The 16,905-nt window shown below is 72.6% G+C and carries 14 protein-coding genes and 1 pseudogene; 3 read left to right on the top strand and 12 right to left on the bottom strand.

Annotated features, from left to right (window positions below):
• Positions 1-54: 54 nt before the first annotated feature.
• Genes ACFE76_RS07760 through rimP form a run of 4 tightly spaced genes read right to left on the bottom strand, consistent with a single transcriptional unit; the run spans position 55 to position 3,061 of the window.
• Positions 55-324 carry a YlxR family protein gene (locus ACFE76_RS07760; RefSeq protein ID WP_375431165.1) on the bottom strand — a complete coding sequence of 90 codons (270 nt, stop codon included), beginning with the start codon at positions 322-324 and terminating at the stop codon, positions 55-57.
• 9 nt (positions 325-333) lie between these two features.
• Positions 334-1,506: a glycerate kinase gene (locus ACFE76_RS07755; RefSeq protein WP_375431164.1), complete on the bottom strand. Its 1,173-nt coding sequence runs from the start codon at positions 1,504-1,506 to the stop codon at positions 334-336.
• Positions 1,507-1,520: 14 nt separating this feature from the next.
• The gene (nusA, locus tag ACFE76_RS07750; protein ID WP_375431163.1) at positions 1,521-2,516 is read right to left on the bottom strand and encodes a transcription termination factor NusA; all 996 of its coding nucleotides are present in this window, start codon (positions 2,514-2,516) and stop codon (positions 1,521-1,523) included.
• Positions 2,516-3,061: a ribosome maturation factor RimP gene (gene rimP, locus ACFE76_RS07745; protein ID WP_375431162.1), complete on the bottom strand. Its 546-nt coding sequence runs from the start codon at positions 3,059-3,061 to the stop codon at positions 2,516-2,518. The genes nusA and rimP overlap by 1 nt, the downstream gene beginning before the upstream one ends.
• Positions 3,062-3,173: 112 nt before the next feature.
• Here rimP and ACFE76_RS07740 point away from each other — a divergent pair, with 112 nt between their 5' ends.
• Entirely contained in the window at positions 3,174-4,187 is a 1,014-nt protein-coding gene (locus ACFE76_RS07740) for a DUF4439 domain-containing protein (RefSeq protein ID WP_375431161.1), read from the top strand.
• 129 nt (positions 4,188-4,316) lie between these two features.
• On the opposite strand, the gene ACFE76_RS07735 is transcribed toward ACFE76_RS07740, so the two are convergent.
• The 4 genes and pseudogenes from ACFE76_RS07735 to ACFE76_RS07720 form a co-directional block, all read right to left on the bottom strand.
• Positions 4,317-5,123, bottom strand: a complete 807-nt coding sequence (locus tag ACFE76_RS07735) for a sulfite exporter TauE/SafE family protein (protein WP_375431160.1) — start codon at positions 5,121-5,123, stop codon at positions 4,317-4,319.
• Positions 5,124-5,132: 9 nt separating this feature from the next.
• Positions 5,133-6,908 carry a proline--tRNA ligase gene (locus tag ACFE76_RS07730; RefSeq protein ID WP_375431240.1) on the bottom strand — a complete coding sequence of 592 codons (1,776 nt, stop codon included), beginning with the start codon at positions 6,906-6,908 and terminating at the stop codon, positions 5,133-5,135.
• A gap of 22 nt (positions 6,909-6,930) precedes the next feature.
• Complete coding sequence (locus ACFE76_RS07725; RefSeq protein WP_375431239.1) at positions 6,931-7,332, bottom strand: PEP-utilizing enzyme; 402 nt, start codon at positions 7,330-7,332, stop codon at positions 6,931-6,933.
• Positions 7,333-8,604: 1,272 nt separating this feature from the next.
• Positions 8,605-9,459: pseudogene (locus ACFE76_RS07720) on the bottom strand (PEP/pyruvate-binding domain-containing protein); the annotation flags it as partial.
• Between the two features lie 152 nt (positions 9,460-9,611).
• Between ACFE76_RS07720 and ACFE76_RS07715 the strand changes: the two are divergent.
• Complete coding sequence (locus ACFE76_RS07715; RefSeq protein ID WP_375431159.1) at positions 9,612-10,571, top strand: hypothetical protein; 960 nt, start codon at positions 9,612-9,614, stop codon at positions 10,569-10,571.
• Positions 10,572-10,625: 54 nt separating this feature from the next.
• On the opposite strand, the gene ACFE76_RS07710 is transcribed toward ACFE76_RS07715, so the two are convergent.
• The 4 genes from ACFE76_RS07710 to dxr form a co-directional block, all read right to left on the bottom strand.
• Positions 10,626-11,513, bottom strand: coding sequence for a GNAT family N-acetyltransferase (locus tag ACFE76_RS07710; protein WP_375431158.1), 888 nt, complete (start codon positions 11,511-11,513; stop codon positions 10,626-10,628).
• 22 nt (positions 11,514-11,535) lie between these two features.
• Positions 11,536-12,696: a flavodoxin-dependent (E)-4-hydroxy-3-methylbut-2-enyl-diphosphate synthase gene (gene ispG / locus ACFE76_RS07705; protein ID WP_375431157.1), complete on the bottom strand. Its 1,161-nt coding sequence runs from the start codon at positions 12,694-12,696 to the stop codon at positions 11,536-11,538.
• A gap of 173 nt (positions 12,697-12,869) precedes the next feature.
• A complete protein-coding gene (locus ACFE76_RS07700) occupies positions 12,870-14,168 on the bottom strand; it encodes an RIP metalloprotease (RefSeq protein WP_375431156.1) in 1,299 nt (432 codons plus the stop codon).
• Positions 14,169-14,183: 15 nt separating this feature from the next.
• A complete protein-coding gene (dxr, locus tag ACFE76_RS07695) occupies positions 14,184-15,410 on the bottom strand; it encodes a 1-deoxy-D-xylulose-5-phosphate reductoisomerase (protein WP_375431155.1) in 1,227 nt (408 codons plus the stop codon).
• A gap of 54 nt (positions 15,411-15,464) precedes the next feature.
• On the opposite strand from dxr, the gene ACFE76_RS07690 reads away from it, so the two are divergent.
• Entirely contained in the window at positions 15,465-16,847 is a 1,383-nt protein-coding gene (locus ACFE76_RS07690) for a serine hydrolase domain-containing protein (protein ID WP_375431154.1), read from the top strand.
• Positions 16,848-16,905: the final 58 nt, after the last annotated feature.

The raw sequence follows: 16,905 nt of genomic DNA, 5'->3' as shown, positions 1-16,905 counted from the left end.
CACACCTCACCGGCGCGATCAGTGGTCAACTCTAGCCACTTCTGCCCTGATCGCCTAAGTGGCGTCGCCGTCCACCGCCGCGACCGCCTCCCACTGACCGACGAGCTGGTCGGGGTCGAATCCGCTGAGCCGCAACGCCCGCGGCAGGGCCCGCCGGCGGATCGCCTGGGCGAGGCACGTCGGCCCGGGGTGCAGGTACGCCCCTCGACCGGGGGCCCGTTGCCGGAGGTCGAGCACCACCGTCGGTCCCGCGGCCAACCGGACGAGCCGGTCCTTGTCCTCGGTGGTCCGGCAGCCGACGCAGGTCCGTCGCGGAGTTGCCACCGACCCAGGTTAGTGGCCGGTCGCGGAGGCGGTGTCGTCCTCAGCCGGTGGCGGGGCGAGCGTCCGGCCGAGCCGTTCGGCCAGGTCGCTGAGCAGCGGCGCGGCGTCGCGCTGGGCGACCGCCAGGTCGGGCTCCAGCTCGAGCAGGGCGGCGGCGGACCGGATGCCGACCGCGTGCAGCTCGACGGCAGACACCTGGAGCCGGCCGACGAGGGCCACCACCGGGACGCCCACCGCGCTCGCCGCGGCCGCGACCCCCACGGGCGCCTTGCCGGCCAGGCTCTGCTCGTCGAGCGACCCCTCCCCCGTCACGACCAGGTCGGCGCCCGCCAGTGCTCCGGTGAACCCGACGGCCCGCAGGATCAGCCCGATGCCGGACTCGGCGTGTGCTCCGAGGAAGGCGAGGGCGCCGGCGCCGGTCCCGCCCGCCGCCCCGGCGCCGGGAATCTCGCTGACGGCCACCCCGAGGTCACGCTGGACGCAGCCGGCGAAGTGCGCGAGCGCGGCGTCGAGCACGGCCACGTCCTCGGCAGAGGCCCCCTTCTGGGGCCCGTAGACCGCAGCCGCTCCGTTCGGACCGGTCAGCGGGTTGTCGACGTCGCTGGCCAGCACGACGGCGACCCGGGCCAGCCGCGGGTCCAGACCGGACACGTCGATCCGGGACAGCCGCGCCAGCGCTGCCCCGCCGGCCGACAGCTCGGCGCCGTCCGGGTCGAGCAGCCGGACCCCGAGCGCCTGGGCCATCCCGCTGCCGCCGTCGGTCGTGGCGCTGCCGCCGAGGCCCAGGATGATCTCGGCGGCGCCGGCGTCCACCGCCGCCGCGATCAGCTCACCGGTCCCGTACGTGGTCGCCGTCAGCGGAGCGAGCCGGCCGCCCGGCAGCCGGCGCAGTCCAGACGCTTCGGCCATCTCCAGCACCGCCGTACCGCCGCGGATCGCGAACCCTGCGTCGACCGGCTCCCCGGTCGGGCCGGTCACCCGGACCTGTCGGTACCCATACCCCGCGGACACCACCGCAGCCACCGTGCCGTCCCCACCGTCGGCGACCGGGAGGGTGACGACCTCGACGTCCGGGATCGCCCGCCGCAGCCCGGTCGCGATCGCACCCGCCGCTTCGACGGCGGTCAGGCTGCCCTTGAACTTGTCTGGGCAGACCAGGACGCGGAACCGTCGGCTGGGCACCGCCGGGCCGGCCCTCAGGCCTCGGTCCCAGCCTCGGCCGGGACGGCCTCGGTGTCGGAGCGGATGTCGATCCGCCACCCGGTCAGCCGGGCAGCCAGCCGGGCGTTCTGACCCTCCCGGCCGATGGCCAGCGAGAGCTGGTAGTCGGGCACCACGACCCGGGCGGCGCGCGCGGCTGCGTCCACGACCGTCACCGAGCTGACCTTCGCCGGCGAGAGGGCCTGACCGACGAAGCGGGCCGGGTCCTCGTGGAAGTCGATGATGTCGATCTTCTCCTCGTTCAGCTCGTGCATCACCGCGCGGACGCGGGAACCCATCGGGCCGATGCAGGCGCCCTTGGCGCTCACGTCGCGGTGGTGGCTGACGACGGCGATCTTGCTGCGGTGGCCGGCTTCGCGGGCCACGGCCTTGATCTCGACGGTCCCGTCGGCGATCTCGGGCACCTCGAGGGCGAAGAGCTTCTCGACCAGGCCGGGGTGGGTCCGGGAGACGACGACCTGCGGTCCACGGAGCTCCTTGCGGACGGCGACGACGTAGACCCGTAGCCGGGTGCCGTGGCTGTAGCGCTCCCCCGGCACCTGCTCGGCCAGCGGCATGATCGCCTCGATCTTGCCCAGGTCGACCAGCACCGTACGGCTGTCGCGGCCCTGCTGGACGATGCCGGAGACGATGTCGCCCTCGACGCCGGCGAAGTGGCCGTACTTCTGCTCGTCCTCAGCGTCGCGCAGCCGCTGGAAGATCACCGACCGCGCCGTCGCCGCGGCGACCCGGCCGAAGCCGTCCGGGGTCGCGTCGTACTCACCGACCCGGCTGCCGTGCTCGTCGGTCTCAGGCACCAGCACCCCGACGTGCCCGCTCTTGCGGTTGAGCTCGACGCGCGCGCCCGGGACCGCGCCGTCGGTCTTGTCGTAGGCGGTGAGCAGCGCCTCTTCGATGGCCGAAGCCAGTACCTCGAAGGGCAGCTCCTTCTCGCGCTCGAGCAGCCGTAGCACGGAGATGTCGATGTCCATCAGTTCTCGTCCTCGATCTCGTCGTCGTGCTCGGGGTCTTCGTCTTCGTCCGCGGTCTCGTCTTCGCCCGCGGCGAGGAGGTTCTTCGGTCGGTTGAGCTCCACCTGCACCAGGGCCTTGCTCACGTCGGCCAGAGCGACCTCGCGGGGAGTGCCCTCGACGTCGAGCAGCGCGCTGGTCTCCGTGGTCGAGGTGACCCGGCCGGTGAGCTTCTCGCCCGCGGTCGTGGTGACCGCGACCAGTCGCCCGACGTTGCGTCGCCAGTGCCGCGGCAGCTCCAGCGGCCGGCTCACGCCCCGGGACGAGACCTCGAGGGTGTACGCCGCGCTGCCGACCACCGGCGTCTCGTCCAGACCGGCCGAGACCGCCCGGGTGGCTTCGGCGATGTCGTCCAGCAGCGGTCCGGTCCCGGTGGGTCCGTCGCCGTCCACGACGATCCGTAGCAGTCGTCGCTTGCCGGCCGGCACCACCTCGACGGCGTCGAGGTCGAGGCCGTAGTGGGCCAGGATCGGCGTCACGAACTCCGCGATCTGGCTCTCTCTCATGGGTCCTCGTCCTTCGATCCGGTTGTGTCGAGCGGTTGTGGTGCGCTGACCCGTGACGGGGAAACGCAGTTCGCCAGCATACCGGCTACGGCCGGTGGGATACCGTCGGCGGGTGCTCAGCCCGCGTGCGGACGACGACTCGCTGGGGCACTCCTGGTCGCGGCGATCGCTGCTGGCCGCGGGCCTGGCCGTGCTGACCACCGGCTGCACCTTGAGCGACCCGGCGATCCGGGGCGGCAGTCTTCCGGTCTCGCCGTCGAGTAGCGGCACGGCCAGCCCGACCACTCCGGCCAAGCCGAGCGCGTCGGCCGTCGCGGCCGTGGCCGAGCGGCGGTTGGCCGACCTCGCCGAGCGCGTCCGCACCGGCTCGCCGAAACCGTCCGCCGCCCGGCGCGCGCTGCTGCGCGTCGTCGGGGCCACCCATCTCGAACGCGCGACCGCGCTGGCCGCCGCCGACCCGGCCAGCCGACCGGTCGGCCAGCCGCCGCCGGCGGTCGCGGCCACCGGCAAGGCCACCCTGGCGCGGCTGGTCACGGCCGAACGCGCCGCGGCGGCCCAGTACCGCCGCGCCGCCGAGAGCTCGAGCGGGCTGACGGCGCTGCTCTGGGGCTCGATGGCGGTCGCGAGCAGCCGCTACGCCGCGGCCCTCGCGGCGGCGGACACCCCCACTGCGGCCGCGCCGCGCAGGCACCAGCCGATGGCCCTCGTGCCCGACACCACCGCCGTCGCCGACCTGGTGGCCGGGCTGCACGCCGCCGTGTACGGCTACCAGCTGGCCCTGGGCCGGCTGGAGCCAGGCAGCGCCACCCACGACCGGGCGGTGGACGGCCTGCGCGACCGACGGCTGCTGCTCGGACAGCTCGTCGAACGGCTGGACGCCGCCGGCGCCGACGTCCCAGCGGCCAAGCCGGCGTACGTGCCCGACCCCACCCCGCGCGACGCGAAGACCGCCGCCCGGCTGATCCGCAACCTCGAGCTCGCGCTGGTGCCCTTCGGCGGGCTCTGGCTTGCTGCGGCCGCCCGGGCCGCCGACCGCCGGCGGGCCCTGGAGGTCCTCACCGACACCGTCGCCCGCAGCGAGCGCTGGGGGGCCGAGGTGCTGCCGTGGCCGGGCTGGCGCGACTGAGCGGTAGAGAGACTGGCCCACAGACTGATCGATCCTGACGCGACTACCCGTCAGGATCGATCACTGGAAGGAGATGCCCCACGAGGTAGCGACCCGAGTTGCGTGTCAACGACCAGGCTCAGAGCGCGGTCAGCTGAGCTGGCGGACCGTGTCGTAGCCGAGCTTGAGGATCAGGCCGGCGAGGACGAGCAGGAACACGCGGCGGACGAAGGCGTTGCCGTGCCGCAGCGCGGTCCGCGCGCCCAGCAGGCCGCCGAGCAGGTTGGCGGCCCCCATCATCAGCCCGAGGGTCCAGAGCACGGAGCCGTGCAGGGCGAAGACGGTGATGGCGGACAGGTTGGTGGCGAGGTTGGCGATCTTGGCCTTCGCGCTGGCTTCGAGGAAGCCGTAGCCGAGCACGCTGACCAGCAGGATGACGAAGAACGAGCCGGTGCCCGGGCCGAGGAAGCCGTCGTACGCGCCGACGCCGAGCCCGATCACCGCGGTCCGGCCGTAGTGGGCCGAGCCTGCGTGCTTGCGGGCCGACGTCAGGCCGAGCTGCGGCCGGCGCCAGGTGTACAGCCCGACCCCGACCAGAGCGACGAGCACGATCGGGGTGAACGCGTCCTTCGGGAGGAGCTTGGCCAGCTCCGCTCCCCCGGCCGACCCGGCGGCGGCCGCGACCACGAGCGGCAGCACCGTACGCCAGTCGGGTCGCATCCGGACCGCGTAGGTGAGCGAGCTGGCGGCGGTGCCGAAGACCGACGAGAGCTTGTTGGTGCCGAGCACCGACGCCGGCGGCGCCGAGCTGGGCAGCCCGATCAGCAGTGCGGGCAGCTGGATCAGCCCGCCGCCGCCGACCACTGCGTCGACCCAGCCGGCCGCGAACGCCACCAGGACGAGCGCCAACACGGTGAGCAGCGGCCGGTCGACCGCGCCCAGGTCGACGACCGGCACGTGGGGGCGCTAGCCCAGGTCGGGCCGGCCGAGGTCGGGCCGACCGTGCACCTCCGCGACCACCTCGCCCAGCGCGTCCTCGACGGGCACGTTCCGGCGCTCGCCGCTGCGCCGGTCGCGCAGCTCGACCACGCCGTCGGCGAGGCCGCGACCGACCACCACGATCGTCGGCATGCCCATGATCTCGGCGTCGGCGAACTTGACCCCCGGGCTCGCCTTGCGGTCGTCAAGCAGCACCTTCACGCCGGCCTCGTCGAGCTGGCGGGCCAGGTTGGTCGCGGTCTCGAGCACGGCGCTGTCCTTGCCGGTCGCCAGCAGCTGGACGTCGAACGGCGCGAGCTCGCGCGGCCAGACGAGGCCTTGCTCGTCGCAGGTGTTCTCCGCGACCGCGGCGACGGCCCGGGAGACCCCGACCCCGTAGGAGCCCATGGTCACGGTGACGAGCTTGCCGTGCTCGTTGAGCACCTTGAGCCCGAGCGCCTCGGCGTACTTACGGCCCAGCTGGAAGACGTGGCCCATCTCGATCCCGCGGGCGAGCTCGAGCGGACCCGACCCGTCGGGGGCAGGGTCGCCCGCCCGGACCTCGGCCGCCTCGATCGTGCCGTCGGGGGTGAAGTCACGGCCGGCCACCAGGTCGAAGACGTGCCGGCCGGGATGGTTGGCGCCGGTGATCCAGGACGAGCCGGTGCTGACGCGGGGGTCGACGAGGTAGCGGATGCCGCTGACCGAGTCGGTGCCCAGCGAGCCCGGCCCGATGTAGCCCTTGACCAGTGCCGGGTGGTCGGCGAAGTCGGTCTCGGTGAACGGCTCGATCTCGGCCGGCTCGACCTGGGCGCCGAGCCGCTTGAGGTCGACCTCCCGGTCGCCGGGCAGACCGATGACCAGCGGCTCGCGCCGCCCGTCCGGGTGGACGAGCGTGACCACGACGTTCTTCAGCGTGTCCGCGGCGGTCCAGGGCCGGTCCTCCCGGGGGCTGAGCTCGTTGGCGACGGCCACCAGCGTCTCGATGGTCGGGGTGTCGGGGGTGTCCTCGACGTGCGCGGCGGGCAGGTCGTCGAACGGCACCGGCTCGGGCGGCACGGTGGTCACGGCCTCGACGTTGGCGGCGTACCCGCCGGCCGAACGGACGAACGTGTCCTCGCCCGTCTCCGAGATCGCCAGGAACTCTTCGCTGGCCGAACCACCCATGGCGCCGGACATGGCGTGCACGATCACGTACTCGAAGCCGAGCCGGTTGAAGATCTTGATGTAGGCGTCCCGGTGCAGGTCGTAGGACTTCGCCAACCCGGCGTCGTCGATGTCGAAGGAGTAGGAGTCCTTCATCACGAACTCGCGGCCGCGCAGGATGCCGGCGCGGGGCCGTGCCTCGTCGCGGTACTTGGTCTGGATCTGGTAGAGCGAGAGGGGCAGGTCCTTGTAGGAGGAGTACAGGTCCTTCACCAGCAGCGCGAAGATCTCCTCGTGCGTCGGGCCGAGCAGGTAGTCCCCGCCGCGCCGGTCCTGCAGCCGGAACAGGTTGGCCCCGTACTCGGTCCAGCGGCCGGTCGCCTCGTACGGCTCCCGCGGCAGCAGCGCCGGCAGGTGCACCTCCTGGGCGCCGATGGCTTCCATCTCCTCGCGCACGACGGTCTCGACGTTGCGCAGCACCTTGTAGCCCAGCGGCAACCAGCTGTAGATGCCGGGAGCGACCCGGCGGATGTACCCGGCCCGCAGCAGCCAGCGGTGGCTCGGTACCTCGGCGTCGGCCGGGTCCTCCCGCAGAGTCCGGACGAACAGCTCCGACATGCGCGTGATCACGCCCAGCACCTTAGCCTCGCGACCCCGGTCCGCCGACGTCGTCGTCCTCGTCGGCGAGCAGCGTGACCGTGCCGGCGTCGCCGTCGACGGTGATCCGCTGGCCGGTGTGGATCCGGCGGGTGGCGACGCCGGTGCCGAGCACGGCGGGGATGCCGTACTCGCGGGCCACGATCGAGCTGTGGCTCAGCGGGCCGCCGACGTCGGTCACCACGCCCGCGGCGCGGACGAAGAGCGCGGTCCACGCTGGGGTGGTGATCGGCGCGACCAGGATCTCACCGGCCTGGAACTGGCCGAAGTCCCCCGGCCCCTCGAGCACCCGGGCGACGGCGGTCACCCGGCCGGCGCTCCCGGCCAGACCGGTCAGCACGTCCCCGGTCTGAGCGGTGGAGGCGGCCGGCAGCCAGCGCTCCATCAGCCGCAGCCAGCCTCGTTCGGGCAGCACCTGGGGAGGCGTGACCCGGCGAGCACCCCGCCAGACCCGGCGCCGCTGCTCGATCTCGGCGTCCAGCGGGTCCGGTCGGTCGGCGCTCAGGGCGGCAGCCAGCTCAACCGCCCGTAGCCAGTAGACGTCGTCGACGTCTTGGACCACGCCGGCGGCCACGATGCGCCGACCCAGCTCGGCGAGCAGCCGACGCAGCTGCGGCCAGGCCAGGCCGACGTCGGCGAGCGCGTCCTCCCGGACGGGCGCGGCCTCCTGGGCCCAGCCCAGCAGCCCGCGGAACAGCCGTCGGCGGGGGCCGTCGAGCCGGGCGAGGACGGCCGTGGTCGCCGCCTCCCGGGCGACCGCGCTGCGCAGCTGGCGGACGTCGGGATCGAGGGGCTCGTGACCGAGGTAGAACCGAACCGTGTCGATCAGCGGTGCCGGGTCGTCCGCCGGCACCGGGTTGGCGAAGTCGAGGTTGTAGACCAGGTGGCCGTACGCGTCGAGATGGGCCTGCAACCGGTGCCACAGCTGCGGCCACCGCGGGTCCGCGGCGCTCCGGTCGGCGAGCAGCTCCGGGCTGGAGGTGCTGGTGAGGGCCGCGACGAGCTCGGGGTCGTCCCTGGTCCAGCGGGCCAGCTCGTAGAGCGACTTCTCGGCCCGCAGCGGCAGGCTGTCGAAACCGAGCAGGTACGTGGCTGCGGCCGGGTCGCCCGGCCGGCGGACCACGCCCTCGTAGTAGCGGGTGAAGGCGACCTCGCTCATGGCCGCGACCGGGATGATCGTCTGCACCGACGTGTAGTACTCGGCGCCGGCGAAGAGCAGGGCCTCCACCCCGGCCACCATGTCAGCGGGGCTGAGGGTGGCCAGGTCACGGCCGGCCCACGCGGCGACCGCCTGCCGGTAGCGGGGGTGGGCGTAGCTGCGCCAGCGTTCGCGGCTGCTGCGGCGCCCGTTGCCCAGCACGCCGAGCGCCTTGAACGACAGCAGGCTGATCCGCAGCATCCCGGCGCGGCCGTAGCGGTAGTAGGCGTAGCCGTTGACCGTGGGCAGCGCGACGTCCCCCGGCCGGACCGCCCCGGGCCCGATCAGCTCGGTCATCAGGTCGGTCAGCGAGCGGGTGACCGCGCCGTCGATCAGGTCGGCGAACAGCGGGGTGAGCGGGTCCGGTAGCTGCTCGACGATGCTGGCCCGGGCGTAGAGCGACGTCGGGTCCGGCACCGACCAGTCGGTCGGCGGCGGGGCCTCCGGGGCGGCGAGCGCGGTGACCGGTCGGGCCTGCAGGACGTGCAGCCGCTCGCCGACGAGCGCCCACTCGACGTCCTGCGGCGACCCGAAGTGGGCCTCGATCCGCCTCCCCAGCTCGGCCAGACCGTACGCCGTCTCCTCGGTCAGGACGCGCTCGCCGCCGCCGCTGCTGCGGATGAGCTGGCGGGGGGCGAGCTCGACGACGGTCTCCTCGGTCGTGGTGGTACCGCTGACCACCGCCTCGCCGAGCCCCCGCGCGGCGCTGATCACGGTCTGGTCGGTCCGGCCGTTGAGCGGGTTCGCGGTGAACATCACCCCGGCCACCTCGGCCGGCACCATCTCCTGCACGATCACGGCGAGGCTGAGCTCCTCGGCGCCGACCCGGTGCTGCTGCCGGTACGTGATCGCACGATCGGTCCAGAGCGACGCCCAGCAGCTGCGGACCGCCGTCAGCACCGCGTCCGCGCCCCGCACGTCGAGGTAGGTGTCCTGCTGGCCGGCGAAGCTCGCCTCGGGCAGGTCCTCGGCCGTGGCCGAGGAACGCACCGCCACCGGCGGCGAGCCCAGGCCCTCGTACGCGGTGACGACCGCGTCGGCCAGCTCGATGGGCAGCTCGCCGTCGAACACGGCACGGATCTCCGCGGCCCGCTCGGGCCCCTGCTCGGCCAGCTCCGCGATCCTCGCGGCCCGGCCGTGGGTCGCGACGAAGTCGAGGTAGCCCTGCGTCGTGACCACGAAGCCGGGCGGGACGTCGAAGCCGGCGCGCACCAGCTCTCCCAGGTTCGCCGCTTTGCCGCCCACCCGGGCGATGTCGCCGCGTGCGCACTCTGCCAGACCGAAAACGTCCACACTGCTCGCCTCCACCCTCATCGTAGGTCCGGCAGGACCCGCCGGAACGGCCAGCGTTGTCGATTCTGGGACGTAGTCGCCACAGATATGCACACGCTGCTTCGTGCGTCGCCGTTGTCCACAGCTGGTCGCCCAAGTCGCACACCGTGGTCGTCCGTCCGGAGGGTCTCGGTATGCACCCACGAGCAACCGTTCCTCCTGCTCTGCTGCGGCTGGCGCGCTGCCAGGCCGGGGCTCTCACCCGTGAACAGGTGCTCGCCCACGGGATGTCGAGCGACGTGCTCGGCCGGCTCAGCCGGTCCGGGGAGTGGCCACGGCTGGGTCAGGGTGTGTTCGCGACGAGTCCGGGGCCGCCGTCGTGGGACACGATGGCCTGGGCGGGCGTCCTGGTCGGTGGCGACCAGGCCAGGCTGGGTGCGAGAGCTTCCGGTCACCTGCACGGGCTGGTGAGTGCGGCGCCGGAGCCGATCGACGTGCTGGTGCCGCTCGGTCGGGCGGTCCGGGTCCGCGGGCCGTGGGTCTTCTCCCAGGAGCGGCCCGGAGCCCGGTCCGGACGGGTGACCGGATCACCGCCGAGGCTGCTGGCGGGCGAGACCCTATTGGACCTGACCTCAGACTGCACCGAGAGTGAGCTGGTCGACCTGGTCATGCTCGCGACCGCGCAGCGCTTGGTGACGGCAGCCGGCCTGCTGGCCGCCCTCGCTGGTCGATCGCGGCACCGACACCGCCGGCTGCTCGAGACCCTGCTGGGTGACATGGCCGAAGGTGTGGAGTCCAAGCTCGAGCTGAACTACCTGCGTGACGTCGAACGGGCCCACGGCCTACCCGACGGCAACCGCCAGCGATACCGCGGTGGTCTGCGGCACAGGACGGACGTGGGCTACGACGACTTCGGCCTGTTGGTGGAGCTCGACGGGCGGCTGGGGCACGAGGGCGCGGGCCGCTTTCGGGACATGAGGCGGGACAACGATTTCGTGCTCCGATCGCTGATCACCCTCCGCTACGGATGGCCGGACGTGGTCGACCGGCCGTGCGAGGTCGCCTTCCAGGTCTGGACGGTGCTTGCGGGCCGCGGGCGGGCGGAGCCGTTCGTCCGCTGCCGGCGGTGCGAGCGGGTTCCGGCCTTCGCATGAGCAGTGTTGTCAGTTCTATGGCGACTACGCCACCGAAGTGACAAGACTGTCGGCTCAGTAGTGGATCGTCGCGAACTCGCCGACCTGGGCGAAGCCGACCCGGCGGTAGGTGGCCCGGGCGGGCGCGTTGTAGTCGTTGACGTAGAGCGAGACGGTGGGGACGACCGTACGGGCGAGCTGCACCACCGCCGCCATCGCCGGCGCTGCCAGGCCCTGCCCGCGCAGCTCGGGATCGAGCCAGACGCCCTGCACCTGGGAGACCGTCCCTGACACCGAGCCGAGGTCGGCCTTGAACAGCACCCGGCCACCGTCGAAGATGCCGAAGGCGCGGCCTGAGGTGATCAGCTGGCGGACGTAGAAGCGGTAGCCGGCGGGATTGCCCTGGACCGGGGAGACCCCGATCTCCTCGGTGTACATCTTGACCGCGGCGTCGGTGTAGGCCTCCCACTGGTCGAGGGTGACCCGACGGACGCGACGGTCCGGCTCGACCGCGGGCTCGCTGCTGATCGACATCACCGGCTGGGACGCGCGTACGTCACGCGCGTCGCTCCAGGTCGGGCCCCACCGCTCACCGAGCCGGTGCCAGAACTCCAGCGCGACGGCCGACGGACCGATGATCGAGGCGCACATCCGTTGCGGGCCGGCGAGCTCGGTCCAGGCGGCCAGCGCGTCGGAGCGGGCGTTCACCGGGACGAGGTTGGAGCCGGCGTGACAGAGCGAGCGCAGCACGCCGTCCCGCTCGTAGCCCCAGACCGGACAGCCGAGGCTCGCCTGCTCGAGCCCGGCCGCGCGGACGCGGGACGCCACGAACACGTTCTCCACCGGGGCGGTGGACAACACCCGGATCGCCGAGGGCAGGTCCTGCCGGGACAGCACCCGGGCCGAGCCCGACCCCTCGGCACCGCGGACGCCGGTCCCGCTGGCGCCCACGGTCTCGCTCATCGCTGTGCCGACCGGTCCGCGGTCAGACCCGGGCCGCACCGGCGACCGAGACCTCCGGCGCGCCGTCGCCCGCAGGCATCGACTCCGCGAGCCGCATGGCCTCCTCGATCAGGGTCTCGACGATGTCGGACTCCTTGACCGTCTTGATCACCTCACCGCGGACGAAGATCTGCCCCTTGCCGTTGCCCGACGCCACGCCGAGGTCGGCCTCGCGGGCCTCGCCCGGTCCGTTCACCACACAGCCCATCACGGCGACGCGCAGCGGTACGGTCATCCCCTCGAGCCCGGCGGTGACCTCCTCGGCCAGCTTGTACACGTCGACCTGGGCCCGACCGCAGGACGGGCAGGAGACGATCTCGAGCTTGCGCGGGCGGAGGTTCAGCGATTGCAGGATCTGGATGCCGACCTTGACCTCCTCGACGGGCGGAGCCGAGAGCGAGACCCGGATGGTGTCGCCGATTCCCTTGCTGAGCAGGGATCCGAAGGCGACGGCTGACTTGATCGTGCCCTGGAAGGCCGGCCCGGCCTCGGTCACGCCGAGGTGCAGCGGATAGTCGCAGGACTCGCTCAGCAGCTCGTACGCCCGGACCATGATCACCGGGTCGTTGTGCTTGACGCTGATCTTGAAGTCGCGGAAGCCGTGCTCCTCGAACAGGCTCGCCTCCCAGAGCGCGGACTCGACCAGCGCCTCCGGGGTGGCCTTGCCGTGCTTGGCCATCAGCCTCTTGTCGAGCGAGCCTGCGTTGACCCCGATCCGGATCGAGGTGCCGCGGTCGGCGGCGGCGCGGGCGATCTCCTTCACCTGGTCGTCGAAGGCGCGGATGTTGCCCGGGTTGACCCGGACGGCCGCGCACCCGGCGTCGATGGCGGCGAAGACGTACTTCGGCTGGAAGTGGATGTCCGCGATCACGGGGATCTGGCTCTTGGTCGCGATGGCCGGCAGCGCGTCCGCGTCGTCCTGGCTCGGCACGGCCACCCGCACGATGTCGCAGCCGGTGGCGGTCAGCTCGGCGATCTGCTGCAGCGTGGCGTTGATGTCGGAGGTGAGGGTGGTGGTCATGGACTGGACGCTCACCGGTGCGTCACCGCCGACCTCGACCTTGCCCACCCTGATCTTGCGCGTCTGGCGACGGGGGGCGAGGACGGGGGGCGGCAGAGCGGGCAGACCGAGGTTGATTGTCATAGCCCGGCCAGCCTAGCGCCGGTCCGCGTGGACGACGCCGCTGAGCCGCTTCGGCGTACGCGACCCCTCGACCTGGCCGGCTTGTCGCGATGGCCACGATCGAACGCTTCGGTCCTGGCGCCCGTGCCCGGGTCTGGTCTTACCGGGCGCGGTGCTCGTCATCTCCCGCTGCCTCAGAACAGGCGGATCGGGTCGATCAGGTCGGCGATGATCAAGACGAATCCGGAGACGGCGATGATCGCGCCGACCAGGTAGGCGACCGGCAGCATCCGGGCCGTGTCGACGTGTCCCGGGTCGGGGCGGCGGAAGAGGCGGGCCAAACCGCGCTTGAGGGCCTCATAGATCGCCCCGGCGATGTGGCCGCCGTCCAGCGGCAGCAGCGGCACGAAGTTGAACAGGGCCACGAACAGGTTGACCGAGCCCAGCACGGTGAACAGGCTGGCGACCTTGTCCCCCGAGCCGATCTTGTCCGTCGCCGCGATCTCACCGGCGGCACGGCTCGCCCCGAGGATGCTCATCGGGCCGTAGACGTCACGCGGCTTGCCGGTCACCAGGTTGTACGCGGTGTAGTATACCTTCACCGGGAAGTCGACCAGCGCCACCGCCGTCTGCTTGGTCATCCCCCACATGTCCTGGACCACCGCGACCGGGCCACCTCGTTCGCGCTGGACGACGGGCTGGACGCCGAGGAACCCCGCCGCCACCCGCTTGCTGGGGTCGTAGCGGTCGGCCACCCCGGTGATCACCGTACGGACCGGGGTCAGGGTGGTCCGCTGACCCGCCCGGTCGACCACGATCACGGCCGGTCCGTCTAGGTTGGCGCGGATCAGCCGCGAGACCTGGTCCCACGAGGAGACGGCGACGCCGTTGAAGGAGACGATCGTGTCACCCGGCCGGATCCCCGACTGGGCGGCTGGGCTGGCCGGTTTGCCCGCACAGCTCGTGTCGGTGCTGTTGGCCACCACGAGGCACTCCGGCACGGCGGCAACGGTGAGCTGGGAGCGGAGGACGCCGTAGCTGGCGGTGACGGCGAGCAGAACAAGAAACGCGAGGCCGATGTTCATGAGCGGTCCGCCGGCCATGATGATCAGCTTCTGCCAGGACTTCTTCTGGTAGAAGAGCCGACCCTCGTCCTCGGGCCGGATGTCGTACCACTCCGCGGCTCGGGCGTTGTCGGCCATCGACTGGAAGAGGCCGGTCCGGCCGGCGCGCACCTGGCCCGGCCGCTGGGCCGAGGGCGGGAACATGCCGATGAAGCGCACGTAGCCGCCGAGCGGTACGGCCTTGACGCCGTACTCGGTCTCGCCCCGGCGACGCGACCACAGAGTCTTGCCGAAGCCGACGAAGTACTGCGTGGTCTTGACGTCGAACAGCTTGCCCGGCACCAGGTGGCCGACCTCGTGCAGCCCGATGGAGGCCATCACCAGGGCGAAGAAGATCAGCGCCCCGGCGAGGTAGATCACGAGGTCCATCTGAGCTGCTCTCTTCTACTTGGCCAGTGCGCGGGCCCGCACCCGCGCCCACCGGTCCGCGGCCAGCACGGCCTCCAGGCTGAGGTCGGGCGACGGGACCAGCGTCGAGCCTACGTCGCCGCTGGGGTCGCCGGCCGGCGTCCGGGTGTGCTCGGCCACCACTGCGGCCACGATGTCGAGGATCTGCAGGAAGGTGATCCGACCCTCGTGGAACGCGTCGACGCACTCTTCGTTGGCCGCGTTGAACACCGCCGGCGCCGTGCCGCCGATCCGGCCGGCCTCGCGGATCATCTCCACGGCAGGGAAGGCCTCGGTGTCGAGCGGCTCGAAGGTCCAGCTCGAGGCGGTCGTCCAGTCGCACGGCCGGGCGGCACCGGGAAGCCGGTCCGGCCAGGTCAGCCCGAGCGCGATCGGCAGCCGCATGTCCGGCGGCGAGCACTGCGCCAGGGTGGAGCCGTCGACGAACTGCACCATCGAGTGGACCATCGACTGCGGGTGCACCACGACGTCGATCCGGTCCAGGTCGACGCCGTAGAGCAGGTGGGCCTCGAGCAGCTCCAGCCCCTTGTTGACCAGGGTCGCGGAGTTGGTGGTGATCACCCGGCCCATGTCCCAGGTGGGGTGGTTGAGCGCCTCGGCCGGGGTGACGTCGGCCATCTCGGCGCGGGTCCGGCCCCGGAAGGGGCCGCCGCTCGCCGTGAGCACCAGCCGGTCGACCTCGGTCGGCGTACCGCCGCGCAGGCACTGCGCCAGGGCCGAGTGCTCGGAGTCGACCGCCACGATCTGACCGGGCGCGGCCGCCGCGGTGACCAGGACGCCCCCGACGACCAGCGACTCCTTGTTGGCCAGGGCCAGGGTGGTGCCGGCGGCGAGAGCAGCCAGGGTGGGAGCGAGTCCGGCCGAACCGGTGATGCCGTTGAGCACCACGTCACACGGCATCGCGGCCAGCTCGGTGGCCGCCTCTGGGCCGGCGAGGATCTTGGGCAACCGGCCCTCCCCGGTGGCCCAACCGCGCTGGCTCACCTCGGCGTAGAAGGCGAGCTGCAGGTCCTGCACGGCCGTCGCCGCGTGCACCGCCACCACCTGGGCGCCCGTGTCGAGCGCCTGCCGGGCCAGCAGGGCGATCTGGCCGCCGCCCGCGGCGAGCCCGACCACCCGGAACTCGGCCGGCCGTTCTGCGATCACCTCGAGGGCCTGGGTGCCGATCGAGCCGGTACTGCCCAGGATGACCACGTCGCGCATCCGCCCAGTGTGCCGTACGCCGCCGGTCAAACGGCCGTCTTTAGGGTTGGGCGCATGGCCACCACATCCCTTCCCCGCAGCACCCCAGCCGAGCCTGGCGTCGCCAGCCGCGGCGTGGCCGCGTTCCTGGACGCGATGGAGGCGGCTCCCGACATCGAGCTGCACAGCGTGATGCTGCTGCGGCACGGGCACGTGGTCGCGGAGGGGTGGTGGGCGCCGTACGGTCCGGACGAGGTCCACCTGCTGTACTCCCTGAGCAAGACGTTCACCGCGACCGCGGCGGCGCTGGCGGCAGCCGAAGGGCTCCTCTCCTTCGACGACCTGGTCACCGACCACTTCCCCGAGCTGGCGCACGTGGTCACCGACCCGCGAAGCCAGCGGATGCGGGTCCGCGACCTCGCCGCGATGGCGACCGGACACCGCGACGACACCCTCGACCGGATGTTCCAGCTGGACGCCACCGAGCCCGTCCGCGGCTTCCTGAGCCTGCCGCCCGAGGAGGAGCCGGGCTCGGTCTTCTGCTACAACAACGGCGCCACCTACACCCTCGGGGCGATCGTGCAGCGGGTCGCCGGGCAAAGCCTCTCGGCGTACCTCCAGCCGCGACTCTTCGAGCCGCTGGGCATCCCCGCTCCGTACTGGATCGCCCGGCCGGCGGGCCGCGAGATCGGCTTCAGCGGCCTGCACCTGACCACCGAGGCGGTGGCGCGACTGGGCCAGCTGTACCTCGACGACGGGGTCTGGCAGGGCGCCCGGCTGCTGCCGGCCGGTTGGGTCGCCGACGCCAGCCGCGTGCATACCGCCAACCCGGCCGAGCCCAACCCGGACTGGCAGCAGGGCTACGGCTACCAGATCTGGCGGGCCCGCCACGGCTACCGGGGCGACGGCGCGTACGGGCAGTTCTGCATCGTGCTGCCCGAAGAGGACGTGGTGTTGGCCATCACCGCACAGACCGAGAACATGCAGGGGATCCTGGACGCGGCGTGGACGCACCTGCTGCCCGCCGTCGACGCGAGCACACCCGAGCAGGACAGTGCCCTCGCCGCCCGGCTGAACGCGCTCGCGCTGACCCCCGGTGACGACGGGATCTCCCCGACCGCCGAGCCCGGGGCCGACGTGACGCTGACCGTGGGCGGCGTCGTGGTCGAGAAGGGGGGCGGTTGGCGGCTGACGATCACGGACGACGACCTGCCCGTCCGGGTCGGCGACGGGGCCTGGCTGCGCAACGACCTCACGCTCCCCGGCGGCTACCGGGTGTTGCTGGCCGCCTCCGGTCGGCAGGTGGACGGCTCGTTGGTGGCCCAGCTCATCGCGCTGGAGACGCCGCACCGGCTCACGCTGACCGTCGACCTGGCCAGCGGGGCGAGCACTGCCCGCTGGCGGACGGTCCCGCTGCACTCCCCCACCATCGCCCAGCTGGCCACGGGAGGTCACTGACCCCGGGCTCACACGCCGCGCACAGGAACCTCCAAGTGCCCTCACCGGCCGGGACGCT

It is taken from the genome of uncultured Friedmanniella sp., from assembly GCF_964244005.1.
Classification (GTDB): domain Bacteria; phylum Actinomycetota; class Actinomycetes; order Propionibacteriales; family Propionibacteriaceae; genus Microlunatus.
Note: the sequence above shows the minus strand (reverse complement) of the source record. Positions and strands in the feature narration are given on the sequence as shown.